Raw genomic sequence first — 20,607 nt, 5'->3', positions numbered from 1 at the left:
TTGTAAGAGGGAATAATGAATATCTTCCGAACGTCTAAATGGATACGCCCACTCCTCACTCTTCCGCTATTCGCCTTACTCTTTGGTTGTACACAAAAGTTCAATGATGTATCAGCCACAGTCCAAGAAGCATACGGTAACTACATCGATGTAGAGATGACCCCAGAAGAAATAAATGCTGTTCCATATGCCAGTGCCTACTTGAAACTTGGAAATCAAAAACAGGTGTTTGTTGTTTTAGCTTTCGCGGAACGAAACCCACTCAGCGGTAAAAAACAATTAAAATGGGTAAGCGCCGATAAAGCAATGATCGTTACGGAAAATGGACATATCGTCAAAACGATTGGACTACAAAATGGAGACTTAGTGGGCGTTTATGGTGATGTACCAGATTTTTCTCCAAACTCGGCCTCTGTCAACTTCACACTCTCATACGATTGGGCAACACAATACCGTTATGGTTTTCCTGCAAATGTAACGCGCTCTTACTCAGGCCAAGAAACGTTAACAACACCTATTTCTAACACCATGGCCGACGTATATAAAGAAGTTGTTGAGTTTAATAGCCTTTATCAGTCTGTCGAAAACTACTATTGGGTAGATGAACAAGGTCAGGTTGTCAAAACCTTACAGTATTTAGGGCCAAATATGATTCCGGTTGAGTTAACTATTTTAAAAGGGTATAGCAAATCATGAGCAAGCGACTACTCACATTATTCATTTTGGTTATGCCGCTTTTGAGCACACACAGCTTCGCTAAAACAGAAACCTCTACTACACAACCATTAAATGTTGAGTTGCCGGAAGTGGGCAAACAGCTACGATTCCAAGGGCCAGCTCGTTTAGAAAGTGTGTTAGCACTCGCCATCGAGCAAAATGTTTCACTACAATACTCTCTTGGTACGACCTTGTTTGACAAATCGGATCGTGCTGAGAAAACCTCTACCGCTTTAAAGAACTCGGTACTCAATCAAATGATTCAGCACAATTTGATTGCACACCCATTCTACAAGTTTATTCAGAAGCAAAGCTTTGCACCACGCTTACTGTCTGCGATCGATGTTGATAAAGTTCGACTAAACAAATTCGAAAATCCGATTTTGTATGGCAATGCCCTTCTAGCAAGCCCTCTACGCGAAGAAAAAGTGTATTACTTGGGAAACCTAAATAGCGTGTATTCCGTGAAAGACCAAGCAGGCATCCCTTTGCAGAGACAAATAAAGAATTTGAAAAGTAACATTGGTACGTTATCAACGCCGCCAGTGTTGATCTACCCAGATGGTCATGTAGTTAAACCGCATCACGGAGCTTGGTTAACAACACAATATTACTTACCACCTCTGACATTGGTATATGTCCCATTTGGTAATATTGAATACTCCGAAATGGACCAAGATATTGTCCGCCTACTCACCCAACTGATACCAAATTCCACAAAGAGACCACAATGATGCCAATTAGAAAAAGCTTAACCCTTTCTTTAATGGGCCCTGCATTGGTTTGGGCTCAAGACATGCCCTTTGAGGCTCCTGCTTTACAGCCGTCTCAATCAGACTTTGGTGGTGTTGGTTTAATGCAAATGCCAACAGGACGTATGGCTCCAGAAGGTGAATTCAATTTTTCTATCACTAGTAGCGATGAATACCTTTTTTACAATGTAACTCTTCAAGTGTTGCCATGGTTAGAAACGACGCTCCGCTACACTCGAGTTCCCAATATTCCATACTCATCAACACTACCTGACGTAACTAATGATTTCACCGACAAAGGCATTGACTTTAAAATCCGACTTTTAGAAGAATCCTCACATGTACCTGAGCTATCTATAGGAATCAGAGACTTTTCAGGCACAGGGCTATTTGACTCAGAATACATCGCCGCAACAAAAAGATTTTCAAACTCAAACGTTGGCTCTTTAGACTTAACTTTAGGTATTGGTTGGGGGTCATTGGGAATGCGCAATAACATCTCAAACCCAGCATGTAAATTGTCTTCTGCTTATTGTACTAGACCATCTGATTATAATGGAAACGGAGGAAGTGTTGACTTTGAACGATGGTTTAAAGGTCCTACAGCTCTTTTTGGAGGTATTGAATACCAAACGTTGCATAAGCCACTAAGGTTGAAATTAGAGTACGACAGTAACGATTATAGTCAAGAGTTACCTTATGTCCGTGGCGGAATTAATATGACCCCGCACACGCCATGGAACTTTGGTGTGCTCTACCGTCTAGGAATGGCCGACTTTCGTTTAAGTTATGAACGCGGCGATACTTTGGTCGCGGGCTTAACGCTAAACACTAATTTCAATGACATGCCATCATTCTGGCGAGACACACCAACACCAGAAGTCGAAGATAACCAGCCCGAAGAATTGTCTGATGTTGATTGGAAACGTGTAACAGAAGATTTAGACAAAATTGCAGGTTACAAACAAACTCAAGTTTTCGTAAACGGTAATACGGTTTCCGTTGTTGGCGAACAGAAAAAGTATCGTGATCGCAACGAAGCTCATGAAAAAGCAGCGGCAGTCCTTTACAACGAGATGCCAACACACATCGATACCTATACAATCAATGAGCGTAGCCGTGGTTTGATCGGCGAACAAACGGTTATTTCTAAAGAGAAATATCGTGACTTTGCAGAAGTAAACTACATCACTCCAGCTATTGAAGATGCAACGTCAACCTCGAGCGAAAAACCAAAAGGTAAGCCAGCTTACGATGACTTTGAGCGCTTTGATTGGGGCTTTGCACCTAAGCTTGTTCAAACTCTTGGTAGCGCTGAAGATTTCTATCTCTTTAGTGTAGGGCTAAGCGGTAATGCGTCATACTGGCTGACGGACAACCTTGAAATTGGCGGTTCGTTATACTGGGACTGGTATAATAACTACGATAAGTTTATCTATGTCACTCCACCTGATGGGACTACTGTTCCTCGCGTTCGTACCATGTTCCGCGCTTACCAAAATGAACATGTGGTAACCATGTCAAACCTCCAATTGACTTGGTTCCAAGAGTACACAGATACCATGGTTCAACAATTCTACGCGGGTTATCTGGAAAGCATGTTTGCTGGAGTCGGTACCGAGTTTCTTTACCGTCCACAAGGAGCTAACTGGGCGATTGGCGCTGACGTCAACTTAATTTCTCAACGTGATCCACAAAGTTACTTCGGTGTTTACGATGAGAAATGGCAAAACGTGCCAGAATATGGACGTCCGTTCCAAGTTATTGATAAAGGCTTCACTGGTTTTGTATCTGGTTACTACTACCCTCAATGGGATTTCCTACAAGATTTGATGATCCAAGTCGATGTTGGTCAGTTCCTAGCCGGTGATGTAGGTACACAAATCAATGTTTCTAAGCAGTTCAAGAGTGGCGTCATTGCTGGCGCCTTTGCCTCATTTACAGACTTGTCTGCGGATGAATTTGGTGAAGGTAGCTTTACCAAAGGCTTCTACTTGTCTATTCCGTTTGACATCATGACCGTTAAGCCAAGTAACAATCGTGCGAACTTTAGCTGGCAGCCTCTTACTCGTGACGGAGGGCAGAAGCTCGGCCGTAAATACAGCTTAATTGAGTTAACCGACGAACGAAATCCTTGGTACCAAAGACCTAACCGTTCGGATGTGGAATAATAAAGTAATCAAGGGAGCTACGGCTCCCTTTTTCATGTCTAGATACTGGCTCATAGAAGATTAAAACCTATCTTCCGGCTTCCAATAGCGCTACTTTTCGTTTCTTGCTAGAATTCCAGAGAAAATTTTAATCTATGGTGGAAGTTCTATGATCATCGTAACTGGTGGCGCTGGCATGATCGGCAGCAACATTGTTAAAGCACTAAACGAAGCTGGTATTAACGATATCTTGGTTGTCGACAACCTAAAAAATGGCAAAAAGTTTAAGAACTTAGTTGATCTGGACATCACAGATTACATGGATCGTGACGACTTTCTGACCCAAATTATGGCGGGCGATGATTTTGGTCCGATTGAGGCAATTTTCCACGAAGGCGCTTGCTCTGCAACGACAGAGTGGGATGGTAAATACATGATGCTAAACAATTACGAGTACTCTAAAGAGCTGCTTCATTACTGTTTAGATCGTGAAATTCCATTCCTATACGCCTCTTCCGCAGCCACTTACGGCGATACAGATACTTTCGTTGAAGAACGCGAATACGAAGGCGCACTAAATGTATACGGTTACTCGAAACAGCAGTTTGATAACTACGTTCGTCGTCTATGGCAAGACGCTGAAGAACATGGTGAAACCCTTTCTCAAATCACCGGCTTCCGTTACTTCAACGTATATGGCCCACGTGAAGATCACAAAGGCAGCATGGCATCTGTTGCGTTCCATCTGAACAACCAACTAAACGCAGGTGAAAATCCAAAACTGTTTGCAGGTAGCGAGTCTTTTAAGCGTGATTTCGTTTACGTTGGTGATGTATGTAAAGTAAACCTGTGGTTCCTTGAAAATGGTGTTTCTGGCATCTTCAACTGTGGTACTGGTCGTGCAGAATCTTTTGAAGAAGTAGCAAAAGCAGTTATTCAACACCACAACAAAGGTGAAATCCAAACCATTCCGTTCCCTGAGCACCTAAAAGGCGCTTACCAAGAATTCACTCAAGCAGACCTAACCAAGCTTCGTGCATCAGGTTGTGATATAGAGTTCAAAACGGTAGCAGAGGGTGTTGCTGAATACCTAACGATTCAAAACCGTTAATTTCCTTCAAAGGTGGTAGTTTACTCTCTACCACCTTTACTCTGATACGATTACTAGTATCATTTCTACAACCCCTCAATCGCCTTTCTCCAAAAATATAGGTACTTAAAACTTCATGACTAATCAACGTGATGATTTCGATCCTAAAGCTTATAACCCTGAATTTGAGCGCCACTTTTTAGCGCCGAAGTATTGGGGTACGTGGATAGGCGTTGTTCTTTCTTTGCCGCTTGCTTTATTACCTTTAGGGGTTCAGAAATGGCTAGCAAAAACCATCGCGAAGAAACTGGCTAAATCGCACAAAGGTCCGGCTCACCGAGCTCGAGTAAACTTTGAGCTGTGCTTCCCAGAGAAATCATTTGAAGAGCGCGAAGCACTGATTGAAAAAACGCTTTATACCGCAGCATTGTTCTTTTTCCGTTTCAGCTTACTTAGCTTACGTTCATCTAAATGGTTACAGCAGCGTTGCCAGATCCGAGGTTTAGACATCCTTCAAAAACACATCGACAATGATGAGAAAGTCATTTTGATGGTTCCACACTCATGGGCTATCGATGTTCCTGCTATTTTGCTGGCTTCAATGGGGATGCCTGTTTCTGCGATGGCAAAAAAACAAAAGAATGATGTGGCTGACTGGTTAATGCACAAGCAAAGAGTTCAGTATGGCGGCCGAGTTTACGAGCGCTCTGGTGGAATTAAGCCTTTTCTAAAATCTATTCGAGACGGCTACATTGGGTATTACCTACCCGATCAAGATCATGGCCCTGAACACAGCGTATTTGTCGACTTTTTCGCCACACGTAAAGCAACGCTCCCTGGATTGGGTAAAATTGCTAAACTATCACGTTCCAAAGTATTACCTCTGTTCGCTTCAATGAACACCGAAGATGGCACATTCGATATCGAAATTTTGCCTGCATTTGATTTAGACAAAGGTGAAGAACAAGACGCCCGCACCTGTAACGAAGCTATTGAATACTTCGTCGGTGATAAACCAGAACAATATATGTGGGTGCTACAGCTATTGCATTCACAAGAAGACGGCAACAATTATTACAATCTCTTTAAGCCGAGATACAACACTGACTGGCAAGTTGAAAAATGAAAAAAATTCTAATTATTGGCCCAGCATGGGTTGGTGATATGGTGATGTCCCAATCTCTTTACATCACACTAAAGCAACTGCATCCGGAAAGCCAAATTGATGTTATTGCACCCGGCTGGTGTAAGCCTATTCTTGAGCGTATGCCAGAAATTCACCAAGCAATCGAGATGCCGATAGGCCATGGTGAGTTTAATTTATTAGGCCGCAGAGAGATTGGTAAATCATTACGTGAAAAGCAATACGACCACGCTTATATTCTGCCAAAATCAGCGAAATCAGCGCTGATTCCTTGGTTTGCGAACATACCTCTGCGTACAGGATGGAAAGGAGAGATGCGCTACGGTCTTCTGAATGACCTGCGTCCAAATATGAAATCCTTCCAATACATGGTTGAGCGTTATGTGGCTCTCGCTTACTCTAAATCAGAAATGGTTGATTCATCCTCTCTTGGAGGATTGGATACACTGCCTCGCCCTAGCCTGTCGATCAATAAAGAAGAACAGCAAACAACCATCAATAAATTCAATTTAGATCAAAAACGACCAGCTGTTGGTCTATGTCCTGGTGCAGAATTTGGCCCAGCGAAAAAGTGGCCGGAAACACACTATGCCGAAGTTGCTGCACAGATGTGCAAAGCCGGCCATCAAGTATGGCTGTTTGGCTCTCAAAAAGACCTAGAGACTTGTAACAATATCCGTGCAATTGTTCCAACACAGTTCCATGAACACATTCATGTTCTAGCAGGGCAAACCAGTTTAATTGAAGCGGTCGACCTTCTTGCTGCATGTAAAACGGTGGTCGCAAATGACTCAGGCTTAATGCATGTAGCAGCCGCTGTAGGTTGTAATGTCGTTGCTGTTTATGGCTCAACATCACCAAAGTACACACCACCACTGGCTGAAAAAGTTGAAATGGTTCATACCGATATCGACTGCCGACCATGTTTCAAGCGTGAGTGCCAATACCAACATTTGAAATGCTTGACTGAGCTATCGCCAAAACAAGTCCTAGATAGCATCCAGAAGCTCGAAGCCATTGCGACTATTTCATGTTAATTCGAATTATTTATACGGCACTGTTAGCGCTTGCCTCACCATTTCTTTTATTGGGCTTATATAAAAGCAAACCCAATAAACCCAAATTTGGTGGGCGATGGAAAGAACACTTTGGAATAACCCCACAGTTAAAAACGCATCAGCGTCCAATTTGGATTCATGCTGTTTCTGTAGGCGAAAGCATCGCGGCAACACCTCTAATCAAGGAACTCAAACAGCAATATCCAGAGCAACCTATCGTTGTCACAACAACCACGAGCACTGGTGCGGAACAAATAGCCAAGTTGGGTGATTTAGTTGAACACCGCTATATGCCAATAGACTTTGGCTTTGCTGTAAAAAGCTTCCTAAAGGCAATACAGCCAGAGAAAATGCTGATTATAGAGACAGAACTGTGGCCAAATACGCTCCACGTCGTCAAACAAGCCAATGTTCCGATCACCGTAGTTAACGCTAGGCTATCAGAAAAATCCTGTCAAAATTACGCAAAAGTCCAATGGCTTTTTAACCAACTTCATCCATGCTTGACGCAAGTACTTTGTCAAACGGATTCTGATGCAGAGCGATTTGAACGCTTAGGCGTCAATAAAGAGAAGCTATCGGTCACGGGCTCGATTAAATTTGATATTCAAATTTCAGATCACGTGAAGCTACAAGGCAAAGCACTTCGAGCACAACTTGGAAAAGACCGCCCAGTATGGATTGCAGCGAGTACGCATAAAGGCGAGGATGAACAGGTATTAGAGGCACATAAGCAGATTTTAGAATCTCATCCAAATGCTCTACTCATTTTAGTTCCTCGTCATCCGGAACGATTTGACGATGTTTTCGCTCTTTGTAAAAAACAAGGCTTTGAAACTGTCCGTCGCACAGAAAAGCAACCTGCAGAAAACACAACTCAGATTTACCTAGGCGATACAATGGGTGAAATGCTCGTATTGATTGGTGCAGCAGACATCTGCTTTATGGGTGGTAGCCTAGTTGGAGATAAGGTCGGTGGGCACAACGTTTTAGAGCCAGCCGCTTTAGGCATACCTGTTGTTATCGGTTCAAGTTACTATAACTTCACAGAAATCGTGAAAGCAATGCGCCACCAAGATGCAATCATGCTCATCGAGAACAGCCAGCAGCTTTCTTTGTTCATCACCTCGCTACTCCGTGACGATAACCACCGTTTTGCTCTCAGTAAAAAAACAACCGCGTTTGTTGCCGGTAACGCGGGAGCTTTGAACAAGACTCTAAAAGGGATAGAAGAGCACTCATAACCATGTCCATAACCATGAAAACATACGTAATAAATCTCAAAGAATCTGTTGAGCGTCGAGAGCATATGACCCAAGTGCTATCATCTATTAACTTTGAGTTTTTTGACGCCGAAAACATAAAGAAAGATCCGAACCACTTTATATACACCCTTTACGATGCGCAGAAAACGCGCAAGTACAAAGGCTATCAGCTAACCGTTCCGGAGTTAGGTTGCTGGGCAAGCCATATTGCTCTTTGGCGACATTGTGTAAAAATACAAGAACCAATTTTAATTCTTGAAGATAATATTGAACTACTTGGTCACCTGCATGAGCAGCTGGAAAACATAGAAAAGCTTACAGAGCAATATGGTTTAGTGAAGCTTGGTAATATTTTTGAGCGAAAACACGTAGATATAGCCAAGATAGATGGAAAATACAAACTAATAGCAAACCTGAAAGGTGCTTGTGGAACCTCTGCTTACGCTATAACGCCTACAACAGCAGAAAGATACCTCAAACAGATCGATGGTTTTTTCGAACCGGTTGATGACTTCATGGATAATGAGTGGCGAACAAATCAAACCATTTACAGTTACTTTCCTCCTTTAGTATCACGCAGCAATACGGCTTCGACTATAGGTAAGAGAAAAGTTAAATCAAATATAAGCTGGATAAACAAAATATATATCGAATGGTATAGGGTTTTCAAACAATGGAAACAAAAAGAATACAATCAACGAGCCAAATAATTTCAATATATACATTTTTCCACTTTAACATTTTACTCGTTATGGAACGGTTATGAGAAAAAAAACCATCATATCTATCATGCCACACTTAAAAGGCGGTGGTGTTGAAAAAGTAGTGTGCCAATTAAGCGATGGCTTGAGTCAATATGATGACTGTGATGTACATATCATTACAATCAAACCGTACGAAAGCCTTATACCAATTTCAAATAGTGTTAAGATACACCATGTAGACACCACTATTAGAAACTCTTTAAACCTTCGAATTAGCGAAAAGTCAAAATCAAAACTGATTGTTGATTATATTAAAAACAACATAACCACGTCTGAACCAGAACTGATACTGTGTCATCAAGATACAGTATCAAAGATCATGAGACACAGTGAATTTAATAATACTTTTCATGTCATTCACAGTACTCTATCCCACGATAAGCTTAGCAACTCAATGGGTTTAAAGCGTTTACTTAGAAGAAATAAGCTGCGCTCTCTGTACAAAGGTTTAAATATTATCTGTGTATCAAAAGGGGTTGAAGAAGACTTAAAAACAAACTTTAAGCTAACCAACACAAGTGTGATCTATAATGCGGTATGCCAACAGGCGCTTGAGCGTTACGCACAGGAACCCACTCAATTGCCAAGTAAAAAATACTTCATCAATGTGGGCAACTTTAGCCGTGCAAAACGACAAGATCGTTTAGTACGCGCATACTTGGAGGCAAACATCAAAGACGTAGATTTGGTTCTACTCGGTGAGTATTCGCACCGAACTAATGAAATACACGATCTGATGGCGCAGATGGAAGGTGCCGACAAGCGAATCCATATGCCCGGCTTTGTGAGCAACCCTTATCCATGGATAGCAAACTCGAGTGGTTTTATCCTATCATCAGATTATGAGGGGCTACCGACAGTATTATTAGAATCCATCGCCTTAGGAATGCCGGTGATTTCAACCGATTGTAATAGCGGCCCCAGAGAGATCTTCGGAGAAAATTTTAAACACTGCCTCAGTGAAGTAAGCACATCAAGTCTGAGAGATAAAATCATTGAGCTTTATAACTCTCCCAAGGATTTTACCATCCCGCTACGAGAAGAATTTTCTCTTAATTTTATGAGCCGCCAATACTATAAACTAATTAAACAACACCGCTAATCAATATTAAGAGTTTCTATTATGGGGGCATTTGCCCTCACTATTTTGTTCTTTTCAACATTCTGTGATATCAAACAACCAGCGCCAATAACACTGTTATCTCCGATCTCAACGCCTTGCAGAATAGTCACATTTGCACCAATGAAAACATTTCGACCGATTATGATTGGCTTACATGTGTAATCTGATGTCTTTCTTTTATCAGGAGAAAGTGGATGAAAATTACTCCCCAAACACATAAAACCGGGACCAATTAATGTTTCATCACCTATATGTATAGAGGATTTATCGGCAATAACGGCACTACCATTGTTAATCATCACATTTCGACCGATTTCAATAGTACTTTCTTCGCCTCGGGCTTCTATATATACTTCTGAAAGTCGCAATTGTGGAGATGTGTCATAACCCAAACAAACACCATCACCAATACTAACCCTTCCTTTACCCACAATCTTGACAGGCTGACTAATAGAAATATCCCTCCCAATTTCTGTCTGACCTTCCCTAAATAACGCATAAAATAAGAACTTTCTCCGGTATATACATAAAGCAAACTTTCTGTATTTGGCTATTATTTTTTTAATAATTAGATATCTCATACCAACATTACCACCTAAAGCTCAATGACAGAAGTAACTAGCAATCCCGCTCAACAACTAGAGTTTCTGAAATACTTCTTTACTCTTCTATTGAATTTAAACAATCGACTTAACTTAACACCTCGGGAAAAGTAAGCCTTCCATGCTTGAGCTTTACTATCAAATTCTCCACTAAAGAGAGCTCTTAATATTTCCACAAACAGATGTTTTTCATATAGAGCTTTAACTACCTCTGTATTTCCTACAGCCTTAGCATCTTTTATATTCATCCGTAAATCAATTAACTCTCTTTCATACATCACTTTCCATTTATTGATGAATTCTTCTTTTGTTCTTTGTTTTAAGGCACTAATTCCAACATCATATCGATAGTCAATTAATGACTCCATTAACTTAATGCTTTTTCCTTTTAATCGACTTCTGAAGATAAATACTCGATCTTCGTTGATAACTTTTTTATCAATTTCCGGAAAATCATTAAACAATGATGAGTCAATCGCTGCGGTACAGCCTGCTGGTAAAACTTGACGCTCGATAATTGATTGATAAGAGTCATCAAAAACTTCACCTTCATCTCTGCCAGAAACAAAGTTGCCATGTTCATCAATCTTGTCAAACTGCGACAAAATGAGCTTAACATCTCTCTGCTCTTTCCAGGCTTGATATTGTTTTTCAAGTCGTTGTGGCTTAGACATATCATCACCGGCCTGAACAACTATCAGCGTATCATTAAACATCCCTTTCAATTTATTAAATTGAGAGACGAGGCCAACATTACATTCATTTTTAATAAACTCAATATTAAGCCCTTCTGGCTTTTCCATGAGTGTTTTTTCAATCACCGTCTCGGTATCATCGGGTGAACAATCATCAAAAATGTACATCTTTTTAGGCCAAACCGTCTGATTAAATATAGATTTGATAGCGCCTTCAATATATGCAGATTGATTATAGCAAAATATTGCGACAATCATATCGTCAATAATTTTATTCATTGTAATTTCTCTAGTGCAAATTCATCCTTAGATACACATAAAACTTTAAATTCCATTCACCTAAAAACAACAACTTTTATATAGATAATCAGCTATCACCTTCGATATAGTAATAGCTGATAAACATGAAGAAGTGATATTTTAAACTCCCAATCGCTCCAAACTGTAAGAACCATCTAATACACGTTGCCACCATTGATGGTTATTTAGGTACCATTCTACAGTTTTGCGAATGCCGCTTTCAAAAGTTTCTTCTGGTGCCCAATTAAGCTCTTGAGCAATCTTGGTGGCATCAATTGCGTATCGCACATCATGACCAGGGCGATCTTTGACATGAGTGATTAAAGACTCATAAGACTCAACGCCTGCTGGTTTTTCTGGTCGCAACTCTTCAAGTAGTGCACAAATGGTTTTCACTACCTCAATGTTTGCTTTTTCGTTATGACCACCGATGTTGTAGGTCTCACCGACTTCACCTTCGTTGACCACTTTGTACAGCGCGCGAGCATGGTCTTCCACAAACAACCAGTCTCGGATTTGCATACCATCGCCATACACAGGCAACGGCTTGCCATCGAGGGCATTCAAAATCATCAGAGGGATCAACTTCTCTGGGAAGTGGTACGGGCCATAGTTGTTGGAGCAATTGGTGATAAGTGTTGGTAAACCATAAGTACGTTGCCAAGCTCGAACTAGGTGATCGCTCGAAGCTTTAGATGCTGAATATGGGCTGCTCGGTGCGTATGAGGTGGTTTCGGTGAACAAATCATCCGTCCCCTCTAAGTCGCCATACACTTCATCCGTAGAGATATGATGGAAACGGAACGCCGATTTTCTCGCATCCTCTAGGCCTGACCAATATTGACGCGCCGCTTCAAGCAGATGGTAAGTGCCCATGACGTTAGTCTCAATAAAAGCAGCAGGACCATCAATAGAGCGATCGACATGAGATTCGGCGGCCAAATGCATCACCATATCGGGTTGATGCTCTGAAAACACGCGATCTAGTTCAGCTCGGTCACAGATATCTACTTGTTCAAAGTAGTAACGTTCACTCTCTGAGACATCAACTAATGATTCTAAATTCCCTGCGTAGGTCAGTTTATCTAAATTGATAACGGTATCTTGAGTGCCACGTATAATGTGTCGTACAACAGCAGAGCCAATGAACCCCGCTCCACCAGTTATTATAATTTTCATTACGTATATCACCTTTGTTGATTTGTAAATCCACAATATATTATTGGGCTGTGTATATGGACGCGGTCTTGGAGTTTCGCACGGATAATCCTATTAAAGAAAAACTACGTCAAAGATATATAACTTTTGTTTACTTGACTAAAATCTGACTCTCGCCAAAGGATTTTTCGCACAAGCAATTCTTTTTTGAATGAGCGAAGAAGCCTTTCTAAGTTTTGCTTTTTCCAGTCGCCGTGCTCTTGTTTGCGGCACTTATCAAAATCAATAATCCACACTTTATCTTTGTCATCGATCAAGATGTTGTGGATATTCAGGTCAGTGTGATTAACGCCAGCGTTGTGCATTTTGGCAATTTCTTGCCCTATTTTTTGATACATTCCTTCCGGTAACGGTTTTTCCTGCAAGATACTGACCAGGTCTCTTGCGTTAGGAATACGCTCACTCAATAAATCGGCCTGATATGTCAATCCAGATTTCACAGCTCTCGCAGCAATTGGCCTTGGCACATGAACACCTGCATTAATCAGTGTAAGTAATAGTTGGAACTCTTGCGCACAACGCGTTTGCTCCCAACCTGAAAACCAATAATTGTCTTTAACTAACTTACCAAACAAGCCACCACGTCGATAATGACGCAGAGCGGCTTGCATCGTATCAAGCTGAACAAACCAAGTCGTGCCACGCCCTGACGCACTGCCAGTTACTTTGTTGGTGGATTGCCAATACTCGGCATCAAAAATAGGCTGACTAGGATCTTCAATAAGCTCCTCATCAAACCAAATGACTTGGTTGCTATCTCGATACTGCTGAATCATGTTGTAACCTCTAGCCTAGGTAGCGACTGGCCAATATGTATAGCCAACTAAAAGCTGCGAACGCCAACGCAACCATAACGGCTGCCGATCCTATATCTTTAGCGCGACCACTTAATTCATGGCGTTCAACACCAATGCGATCCACCACTGCTTCTATAGCAGAGTTAATCAGTTCGACAATAAGAACTAATACCACGACACCAATCAATAAGATGCGCTCGATCATCCCGACATCAACCACGCACGCCAAAATCACAGCAATGCTTAGCAAAGCGAGCTCTTGTCGAACAGCAGCTTCATGTTTAAAAGCGGCTTTTAATCCCTGTATAGAATAACCTGTCGCTTTGATAATGCGCTTTACCCCAGTATTGCCTGGCTTTCCAGATTCTTGCGATTGATGCGGTGTTGTCTTTGACATTGCAGAACACTTATCGGTACTTCGTTATATTGGAGCCGTGTATTTTACATTTATTCGGGATGTCTGCATAATTTACCTGCCTCTATTCATCTAGTCAGACAATAATTATGTTCACTTCTGCCCCATCGTCATTATGCATCTTGCGTTTATCCGCTATTGGAGATGTGTGTAATACCATCGCTACTGTACAAGCAATCCAGAAACAGTGGCCAACCACGCAAATAACTTGGATTACTGGCAAGTTAGAAGCTCAGTTGCTAGCAGCTATTGAGGGGGTCGAAGTCATTGTATTCGATAAAAAAGCTGGTTTAGATGGCTATAAAGCCTTGTGGAAACAGTTAAAGGGCCGAGAATTTGATGCTCTGTTACATATGCAATATGCGATTCGAGCGAGCGTCGCGACTTTGGGCATTAAGGCAAAATACAAACTTGGTTTTTCATCTGACAGAAGCCAAGATTTTCAAACACTATTCACCAATGTCAAAGTTCCCTCACCACAATCTCTGCACGTGGCGGATGGTTTGATGGCATTTGCTCATCAAATTGGCATCCCTAACACGGAGCTAGACTGGGCACTTTCCTACTCCACACAAGACCAAGAGTGGGCAGAGAATCATGTTTCTTGCGACAAACCCAACCTACTGATTGTGCCAGGAGCCAGTAAAGCATATAAAAACTGGAATGCTGAAGGGTACATAGACGTCATCCACCATGCGAGAGCACAAGGTTGGAATGTAATTCTGGCTGGCAGCCCAGCTCAAGTCGAACTGGATTTGGCAGATGCCATTCAATCTCGACTGGAAGAGCCATGTCTAAATTTAGTTGGGCAAAGCTCAATCCTGCAAATGCTGGCTCTGATTGACAAAGTAGACATGGTCATCGCGCCTGATACCGGGCCAGCTCACATGGCAAGCGCCATGAACACACCGATCATTGGTTTATACGCCCACCATAATCCGGTTCGAGTGGGCCCATATCGCTATCTACAGTATGCCGTCTCAGTTTATGAGGAAGTCATCTTGGCTGAAACAGGAAAAACCAGCCAACAACTAAGCTGGAGAACTCGTGCGAAAGATGAAAAAGCAATGAATCGCATCACAAGCAAGCAAGTGATTACAATGTTCAATCAAGTCGTAGAAGATTTGTACCCGCAATACCAGTAAACTCCCTGTATAGATTTGTTAAGAAGGAAGTCAATTTGTCCAAGCCAACTTTAGCCGTTGCCTTAATCGTCAAAAATGAAGAGAAGCATTTAAAAGCTTGTCTAGACACCGTAAAAGGTTGGGTTGATGAGATTGTCATCCTCGACTCGGGCAGTACCGACCGCACTGAAGAAATTGCCCGACAATACACCGATAAGTTCTATACCAACTTAGACTGGCCGGGATTTGGAAAACAACGCCAACTTGCGCAGCAATATGTTACGGCCGACTACGTATTGTGGTTAGATGCCGATGAACAGGTTACTCCTGAGCTAAAAGCAAGCATTTTACAGGCTGTTTCAGCAGATAAGCCTAACGTTTTGTATAAACTAAATCGACTTAGCTCAGCATTCGGAAAGTTCATCTACCATTCTGGCTGGTCCCCAGATTGGATTGTTCGCTTGTATCGCACTGAATATACGCACTACAACAATTCACTTGTGCATGAAAAAGTCGATGAGAAAAGCTATCAGACTGAAAAGTTAGATGGTCGATTGCATCACTACACTTACGAACATCTTCATCATTACATCAATAAAACCACTGGTTACCTCAAGGCCTGGACGGATGAACGTGAAGGTAAAAAGAAATCCGGCTTAACCACTGCAATTGTTCATGCTCTTGCCAGTTTTTTAAAAATGTACATCCTCAAGAGAGGCTTTCTTGATGGTAAACATGGCTTTATTCTGGCGTGGCTTAGCATGCACTCTACCTTTGTGAAATACATTGATCTTTACTTACGTGAACAGGCAAAGAAATCATGAAAACGACTTTAATAATCACCACTTATAACTGGAAAGAAGCATTAAAAGCGGTGTTAGAAAGCGTGAAACGTCAAACCGTTTTGCCTGACGAAGTGATTGTGGCAGATGATGGTTCACGAGAAGACACCAAAGCAACGGTTGACCAAATGCGTGAAGGTTTTCCGGTTCCACTGATTCATAGTTGGCACGAGGATAATGGCTTCCAGCTTTCCATGAGCCGTAACCGTGCAATCGCTAAAGCATCAGGTGACTACCTGATCATGATCGATGGCGATTTGGTGTTGTCGCAAACTTTTATCGAATCCCACAAACGCGTGGCAAAACCAAATTGGTTTGTTCAAGGCGGTCGAGTTCTGACGGACGAAACGTGTAGTCGTGACATTATGGAAAACGGATTGGTTCCTTCGGTGTTTAGCAAAGGGATCCGCAACCGCAAGAACTGCATCACAAACTCACTGCTATCGAACTGGTTCTCATACGAACGCAACAACGATAAAGCAACTCGCGGCTGTAACATGGCGTTTTGGCGACAAGATGTCATCGAGGTGAATGGCTTCAACCAAGATTTTGTTGGATGGGGACGCGAAGACAGCGAGTTTGTTCATCGCATGTTGAATGCGGGCAAATCACGTCTGTACCTAAAATTCGCAGGTGTAGGCTACCACTTGTACCACGTAGAAAACTCTCGCGCGTCATTGGGCCAAAACGATGAAATCTTAGAGAACACCATTAAAAACAAGCTTAAGCGTTGTGAAAACGGTGTTGACCAGTTCCTAGAAGCTTAAAAACTTTGGAAGCTTACAAGAATAAAAAAAGGGGCGTTTCGCCCCTTTTTTATTGTTGATGAGATAAAGTGAAGTACTTATCGGCAACCATCAATGAGATCAAACGCTCTTTACGTTTATCTTTAAACTGCTCAACCCATTGGTGCGCATTCTCAATGATCGCCAATGCTTCTTGCTCATTCGCCAAGTAATAGTCCATCTTTTCAGGCAAATCTGAATAATCATCCTGCACTTCAACATAGTGGATGCCAGCTTCTAGCTTACCTTCCATAAACCACGTTTCGTACTTAGGTTTCGACATAATAACCAATGAGTTAGAGGACATTGCCCACTTCAGGTTGGTTGCGACATCATTGCCTTCAATACACAGCAAGAACTTGTATTGAAGTTGCTCCTCAATACTCATAAAGCCTTTTTCCCAAGGCTGTCCTTCTTGCGGTCGAGTTTGACCTATATTGCAACGGGGATGGTCATAGAACGCTTGTATCACCTTGCAACGGTGCGGTTGGAAACCGACACCTCGCCACGCCACCATATCTTTCTTATCGTGGTAGCTCATTTCGTCATCAATAAATTTGAAATGACGAATTTGATTCAGCTTTAAAACGACAGAATTCTGATTGTCGCCGTGGATAGGGCGACTTTTAATAAAGCTCGGAACATTGGGAATATGCGTCACATCGCCATTGATGTAGTTGAATTTAAACTCAGACGGGAAATAGCGTATGACTTGGCGCGTATCGAAAAAATAAGTCCAACCTTTTGTTTTTTTGAATTCGCCAATTTTAGCATAACTCTGTTCTCGGCTATCGACCGTAAATGGTTGCCCACACTTGTTGTAGTAATTTACTCGCTCAAGACAGTACTGCTTCTCCGCTTCAGTCAGAGTAGAAAGTAAACGCTTTGCCTGTGCTCGATATACAAAACGAGGAACCAGCATCGAAAGTGCGTTTGAGAAATAATAAGGAAACTTACTGTCTTTCATTTACTTTCTTCTCAATAGCGTTAGCAACGGCCGCGGGAACGAACTGCTCAATACTGCCGCCATGGATAGCAACTTCACGCACGATGGTCGAAGATAAAAAGGCAAACTCTTCTTCTGGAGTCAGAAATACACTCTCAATCCCAGGTAGTAGTTTTCGATACATGTTAGTCAAACCAAACTCATACTCAAAGTCGACTGTCGTTCTTAACCCGCGAATCAGCACTTTGGCTTGTTCTTGGCGAGCAAAATCCACTAACAATCCAGAAAACCCTTTTACTGTCACGCCAGGTAAATGTGCCACTACCTCTTCCATCAAAGCGACGCGCTCTTCCAATGTGAACATAGTGTTCTTTGAAGGGCTTGCTGCTACTCCAATGACGACTTCATCAAACATTTCATGAGTGCGCTCGATAAGATTTAAGTGACCATTGGTCACTGGATCAAATGTACCTGGGTAAATGACTTTCATAGGATGTACTGATCTATTCAAAATTGTATGAATTATTGAAGGAAAGGTCGGCGATTACAACTGCTTGATGGCAATACACCGTACGCGATCGTATTTCTATTGCTGACACTCATTACAGAAGAAGGTATTACGTTGGCCAATTTTTAGCTCTTGAAGCGGCTCTCCACATTCTGGGCAAGGCTCACCCGCTTTTCCATACACTAAAAGTTCTTGAGCAAAATAACCCGGCTTGCCATCGGCTTGAGCGAAGTCTTTTAAAGTCGTACCACCTTGGTTAATGGCAATTTTTAGCGTGGCTTTGATGTTTTCCACTAACAGCACCCACTCTTGGGGTGTCACTTGACCTGCTTGTCTGGTTGGGAGAATACACGATTTAAATAGAGATTCATTGGCATAAATATTCCCCACACCGACCACGACTTTGTTGTCCATGATGAACTGCTTTACCGCGACACGCTTGCCTTGCGCTTTATCGGCAATGTACTCGCTATTAAACGCATCAGTTAGAGGCTCTGGTCCCATATGATCAAGTACCGCATGGGACTCACCAGGAGCGCACCATAACCAAGCTCCAAAGCGTCGAGGGTCGTTATAACGCAGCACTTTACCATTTGTAAGTTTGAGATCGACATGATCGTGCTTAGCCGCAGGAAAATCAGCATCCAACACACGTAACGAGCCGGACATTCCAAGGTGCACAATGGCAGTCCCTGTATCCGTTTCTATGAGCAAATACTTTGCGCGGCGGTGAATAGCTCGAATCACTTGCCCTTCAAGCAATTTCAGCTCTTGCGGGATATCCCAGCGCAGTTTGGGTGTGCGAAAAACAAATGCCTTAATCGTTTGTCCAACCATATGTGGACTAATACCCATCCGGCTTACTTCAACTTCTGGTAATTCAGGCATTTAATTCTCCTTAAAACACTCAAAGCCTTACTGAAAGGCAGTTAGCATAATCGAAAAGTACAAGCGTAAACACTGCTTACCTACGAGGTTATTGACCACCTCTCACTTAGGCATGATGTAATTGCTATCAACAGAAATCGCGATCCACTTGTTTTGCCAATTCTTGAACAACCAAAAATCATGAAGACGATAAAGAGTAATTCGCTGCGGTTCTTCGACGCCTTGATACCAGACTTCGATGGTTTCTGGTGTGCCTAACTTATCTTTAAGAGTGTCGTATTGCTGCGCAGATAACTCCGTACCTTCGAGCGCTTGCCAGCGAGCAATAAGTTCAGATAGAGGGAGAGGAACATCTGCATTCGCATGCCATCGCCCATCGCGAAACTCCAATTCAAGACTATTGGAATAAATAGCGCTAACCGAATGATCAGTTCGAAGTAAATGCGGATAAGGATCAACGTTCTCTGACAACAAGTACGTTTTGATCCACATCGGCGCATTTAAGATCACGATAAACGCGATAATGCCCAATATTAGAATATTGTTCCAACGGCGACGGCGAGTCGGACTAATACGCATAACGGTTCCTACTATCTTAGTTCTAGTGACAAACTAACAAAGGTTACAGGAATTGACTAGAGCATCAGCATGTAAACATGGTGAAGGTGGATTTGAAGGAATAGTGAGGATTTCAGATAATAAAAAACCCAACTCGAAAGTTGGGTTTTTCAAATCGTCAAAGAGACAAAACCAATTATTTGATTTTAGCTTCTTTGTACATAACGTGCTGGCGTACAACTGGATCAAATTTCTTGATCTCAAATTTGCCTGGCATGTTACGCTTGTTCTTATCAGTTGTGTAGAAGTGGCCTGTACCTGCTGAAGATACTAGACGGATTTTCTCACGAACGCCTTTCTTTGCCATTGCCTATTTCCTCTTAAACGTTTTCGCCACGTGCACGGATATCAGCAAGAACAGTATCGATACCTTTCTTGTCGATGATGCGCATACCTTTTGCAGTAAGGCGTAGTTTAACAAAACGTTTTTCGCTCTCTACCCAGAAACGATGAGTTTGTAGGTTCGGCAGAAAACGACGCTTAGTAGCATTTCGTGCGTGTGAACGGTTGTTACCCGTTACTGGACGCTTACCAGTTACTTGGCATACTCGTGACATGAATGTCTTCTCCAAAATCGTTTCAGCTCGATATCAACCTTGGTGGCCGAACCTCTCTATCTCTCGAAAAGAAGTTAGAGGTTAAGAACCGCTATGGAAAATCCATACAAGGCTATCAAAGGTCGCGCATTATACTAACTTGATATGCATTGCTCAAGACCCGAACAGATCCTTTTTACAGGTTTTCGTGATCTTTTTTTAGACAGCAGGTTTTTTCTAGCAGTCCAAGCTGAATTCAGTTAAAAATTT

General features: G+C 42.1%; 23 protein-coding genes. 12 read left to right on the top strand and 11 right to left on the bottom strand.

What is annotated here, in order from left to right; all coding sequences use genetic code 11:
• The first annotated feature begins 15 nt into the window (after positions 1-15).
• The 9 genes from ACYJZR_RS00980 (at position 16) to ACYJZR_RS00940 (ending at position 10,042) form a co-directional block, all read left to right on the top strand.
• Positions 16-696: a YjbF family lipoprotein gene (locus tag ACYJZR_RS00980; protein ID WP_406966260.1), complete on the top strand. Its 681-nt coding sequence runs from the start codon at positions 16-18 to the stop codon at positions 694-696.
• Positions 693-1,451, top strand: a complete 759-nt coding sequence (locus tag ACYJZR_RS00975; protein WP_025499290.1) for a capsule biosynthesis GfcC family protein — start codon at positions 693-695, stop codon at positions 1,449-1,451. Before ACYJZR_RS00980 ends, ACYJZR_RS00975 begins: the two co-directional genes overlap by 4 nt.
• The gene (locus tag ACYJZR_RS00970) at positions 1,448-3,640 is read left to right on the top strand and encodes a YjbH domain-containing protein (protein ID WP_025499289.1); all 2,193 of its coding nucleotides are present in this window, start codon (positions 1,448-1,450) and stop codon (positions 3,638-3,640) included. The genes ACYJZR_RS00975 and ACYJZR_RS00970 overlap by 4 nt, the downstream gene beginning before the upstream one ends.
• A 148-nt stretch (positions 3,641-3,788) precedes the next feature.
• The gene (rfaD, locus tag ACYJZR_RS00965) at positions 3,789-4,730 is read left to right on the top strand and encodes an ADP-glyceromanno-heptose 6-epimerase (RefSeq protein ID WP_406966259.1); all 942 of its coding nucleotides are present in this window, start codon (positions 3,789-3,791) and stop codon (positions 4,728-4,730) included.
• Positions 4,731-4,845: 115 nt separating this feature from the next.
• Complete coding sequence (gene lpxM / locus ACYJZR_RS00960; RefSeq protein ID WP_029830009.1) at positions 4,846-5,835, top strand: lauroyl-Kdo(2)-lipid IV(A) myristoyltransferase; 990 nt, start codon at positions 4,846-4,848, stop codon at positions 5,833-5,835.
• Positions 5,832-6,890, top strand: a complete 1,059-nt coding sequence (waaF, locus tag ACYJZR_RS00955) for a lipopolysaccharide heptosyltransferase II (protein WP_406966258.1) — start codon at positions 5,832-5,834, stop codon at positions 6,888-6,890. The genes lpxM and waaF overlap by 4 nt, the downstream gene beginning before the upstream one ends.
• Positions 6,884-8,155, top strand: coding sequence for a lipid IV(A) 3-deoxy-D-manno-octulosonic acid transferase (gene waaA, locus ACYJZR_RS00950; RefSeq protein ID WP_029830007.1), 1,272 nt, complete (start codon positions 6,884-6,886; stop codon positions 8,153-8,155). Before waaF ends, waaA begins: the two co-directional genes overlap by 7 nt.
• 14 nt (positions 8,156-8,169) lie before the next feature.
• The gene (locus tag ACYJZR_RS00945) at positions 8,170-8,886 is read left to right on the top strand and encodes a glycosyltransferase family 25 protein (protein ID WP_020904338.1); all 717 of its coding nucleotides are present in this window, start codon (positions 8,170-8,172) and stop codon (positions 8,884-8,886) included.
• Positions 8,887-8,938: 52 nt separating this feature from the next.
• Positions 8,939-10,042 (top strand): glycosyltransferase, encoded by a 1,104-nt coding sequence (locus ACYJZR_RS00940; protein WP_406966257.1) that lies wholly within the window; start codon positions 8,939-8,941, stop codon positions 10,040-10,042.
• On the opposite strand, the gene ACYJZR_RS00935 is transcribed toward ACYJZR_RS00940, so the two are convergent.
• From ACYJZR_RS00935 to ACYJZR_RS00915, 5 genes are all read right to left on the bottom strand, one after another.
• Entirely contained in the window at positions 10,039-10,644 is a 606-nt protein-coding gene (locus ACYJZR_RS00935; protein ID WP_020839971.1) for a DapH/DapD/GlmU-related protein, read from the bottom strand. The genes ACYJZR_RS00940 and ACYJZR_RS00935 overlap by 4 nt on opposite strands.
• A gap of 50 nt (positions 10,645-10,694) precedes the next feature.
• Entirely contained in the window at positions 10,695-11,639 is a 945-nt protein-coding gene (locus tag ACYJZR_RS00930; RefSeq protein ID WP_025499284.1) for a glycosyltransferase family 2 protein, read from the bottom strand.
• 141 nt (positions 11,640-11,780) lie between these two features.
• A complete protein-coding gene (gene rfbB, locus ACYJZR_RS00925) occupies positions 11,781-12,839 on the bottom strand; it encodes a dTDP-glucose 4,6-dehydratase (RefSeq protein ID WP_025499283.1) in 1,059 nt (352 codons plus the stop codon).
• Positions 12,840-12,943: 104 nt separating this feature from the next.
• Entirely contained in the window at positions 12,944-13,654 is a 711-nt protein-coding gene (locus ACYJZR_RS00920) for a 3-deoxy-D-manno-octulosonic acid kinase (RefSeq protein WP_025499282.1), read from the bottom strand.
• A gap of 10 nt (positions 13,655-13,664) precedes the next feature.
• The gene (locus ACYJZR_RS00915) at positions 13,665-14,072 is read right to left on the bottom strand and encodes a diacylglycerol kinase (RefSeq protein ID WP_005489604.1); all 408 of its coding nucleotides are present in this window, start codon (positions 14,070-14,072) and stop codon (positions 13,665-13,667) included.
• 107 nt (positions 14,073-14,179) lie between these two features.
• On the opposite strand from ACYJZR_RS00915, the gene ACYJZR_RS00910 reads away from it, so the two are divergent.
• Genes ACYJZR_RS00910 through ACYJZR_RS00900 form a run of 3 tightly spaced genes read left to right on the top strand, consistent with a single transcriptional unit; the run spans position 14,180 to position 16,823 of the window.
• Positions 14,180-15,235, top strand: coding sequence for a glycosyltransferase family 9 protein (locus tag ACYJZR_RS00910; protein WP_406966256.1), 1,056 nt, complete (start codon positions 14,180-14,182; stop codon positions 15,233-15,235).
• 35 nt (positions 15,236-15,270) lie between these two features.
• Positions 15,271-16,038: a glycosyltransferase family 2 protein gene (locus tag ACYJZR_RS00905; RefSeq protein ID WP_023583812.1), complete on the top strand. Its 768-nt coding sequence runs from the start codon at positions 15,271-15,273 to the stop codon at positions 16,036-16,038.
• Positions 16,035-16,823 (top strand): glycosyltransferase family 2 protein, encoded by a 789-nt coding sequence (locus ACYJZR_RS00900; protein WP_406966255.1) that lies wholly within the window; start codon positions 16,035-16,037, stop codon positions 16,821-16,823. The genes ACYJZR_RS00905 and ACYJZR_RS00900 overlap by 4 nt, the downstream gene beginning before the upstream one ends.
• A 49-nt stretch (positions 16,824-16,872) precedes the next feature.
• Here the strand turns inward: ACYJZR_RS00900 and ACYJZR_RS00895 are convergent, their stop codons facing one another.
• From ACYJZR_RS00895 to rpmB, 6 genes are all read right to left on the bottom strand, one after another.
• Positions 16,873-17,808 carry a glycosyl transferase family 90 gene (locus tag ACYJZR_RS00895; RefSeq protein ID WP_025547174.1) on the bottom strand — a complete coding sequence of 312 codons (936 nt, stop codon included), beginning with the start codon at positions 17,806-17,808 and terminating at the stop codon, positions 16,873-16,875.
• On the bottom strand, positions 17,795-18,277 hold the full coding sequence (coaD, locus tag ACYJZR_RS00890) for a pantetheine-phosphate adenylyltransferase (protein ID WP_005462497.1): 483 nt from the start codon (positions 18,275-18,277) through the stop codon (positions 17,795-17,797). Before coaD ends, ACYJZR_RS00895 begins: the two co-directional genes overlap by 14 nt.
• 96 nt (positions 18,278-18,373) lie before the next feature.
• A complete protein-coding gene (gene mutM, locus ACYJZR_RS00885) occupies positions 18,374-19,183 on the bottom strand; it encodes a bifunctional DNA-formamidopyrimidine glycosylase/DNA-(apurinic or apyrimidinic site) lyase (RefSeq protein ID WP_043043564.1) in 810 nt (269 codons plus the stop codon).
• Positions 19,184-19,285: 102 nt separating this feature from the next.
• Complete coding sequence (locus ACYJZR_RS00880; RefSeq protein WP_029846727.1) at positions 19,286-19,762, bottom strand: hypothetical protein; 477 nt, start codon at positions 19,760-19,762, stop codon at positions 19,286-19,288.
• Between the two features lie 175 nt (positions 19,763-19,937).
• Entirely contained in the window at positions 19,938-20,108 is a 171-nt protein-coding gene (gene rpmG, locus ACYJZR_RS00875) for a 50S ribosomal protein L33 (RefSeq protein WP_004410866.1), read from the bottom strand.
• A 13-nt stretch (positions 20,109-20,121) separates the two neighbouring features.
• Positions 20,122-20,358, bottom strand: coding sequence for a 50S ribosomal protein L28 (gene rpmB, locus ACYJZR_RS00870; RefSeq protein WP_005467944.1), 237 nt, complete (start codon positions 20,356-20,358; stop codon positions 20,122-20,124).
• Between the last annotated feature and the right edge of the window lie 249 nt (positions 20,359-20,607).

This window comes from Vibrio sp. RC2502, assembly GCF_054850435.1.
This window is presented reverse-complemented; position numbering and strand designations above follow the sequence as displayed.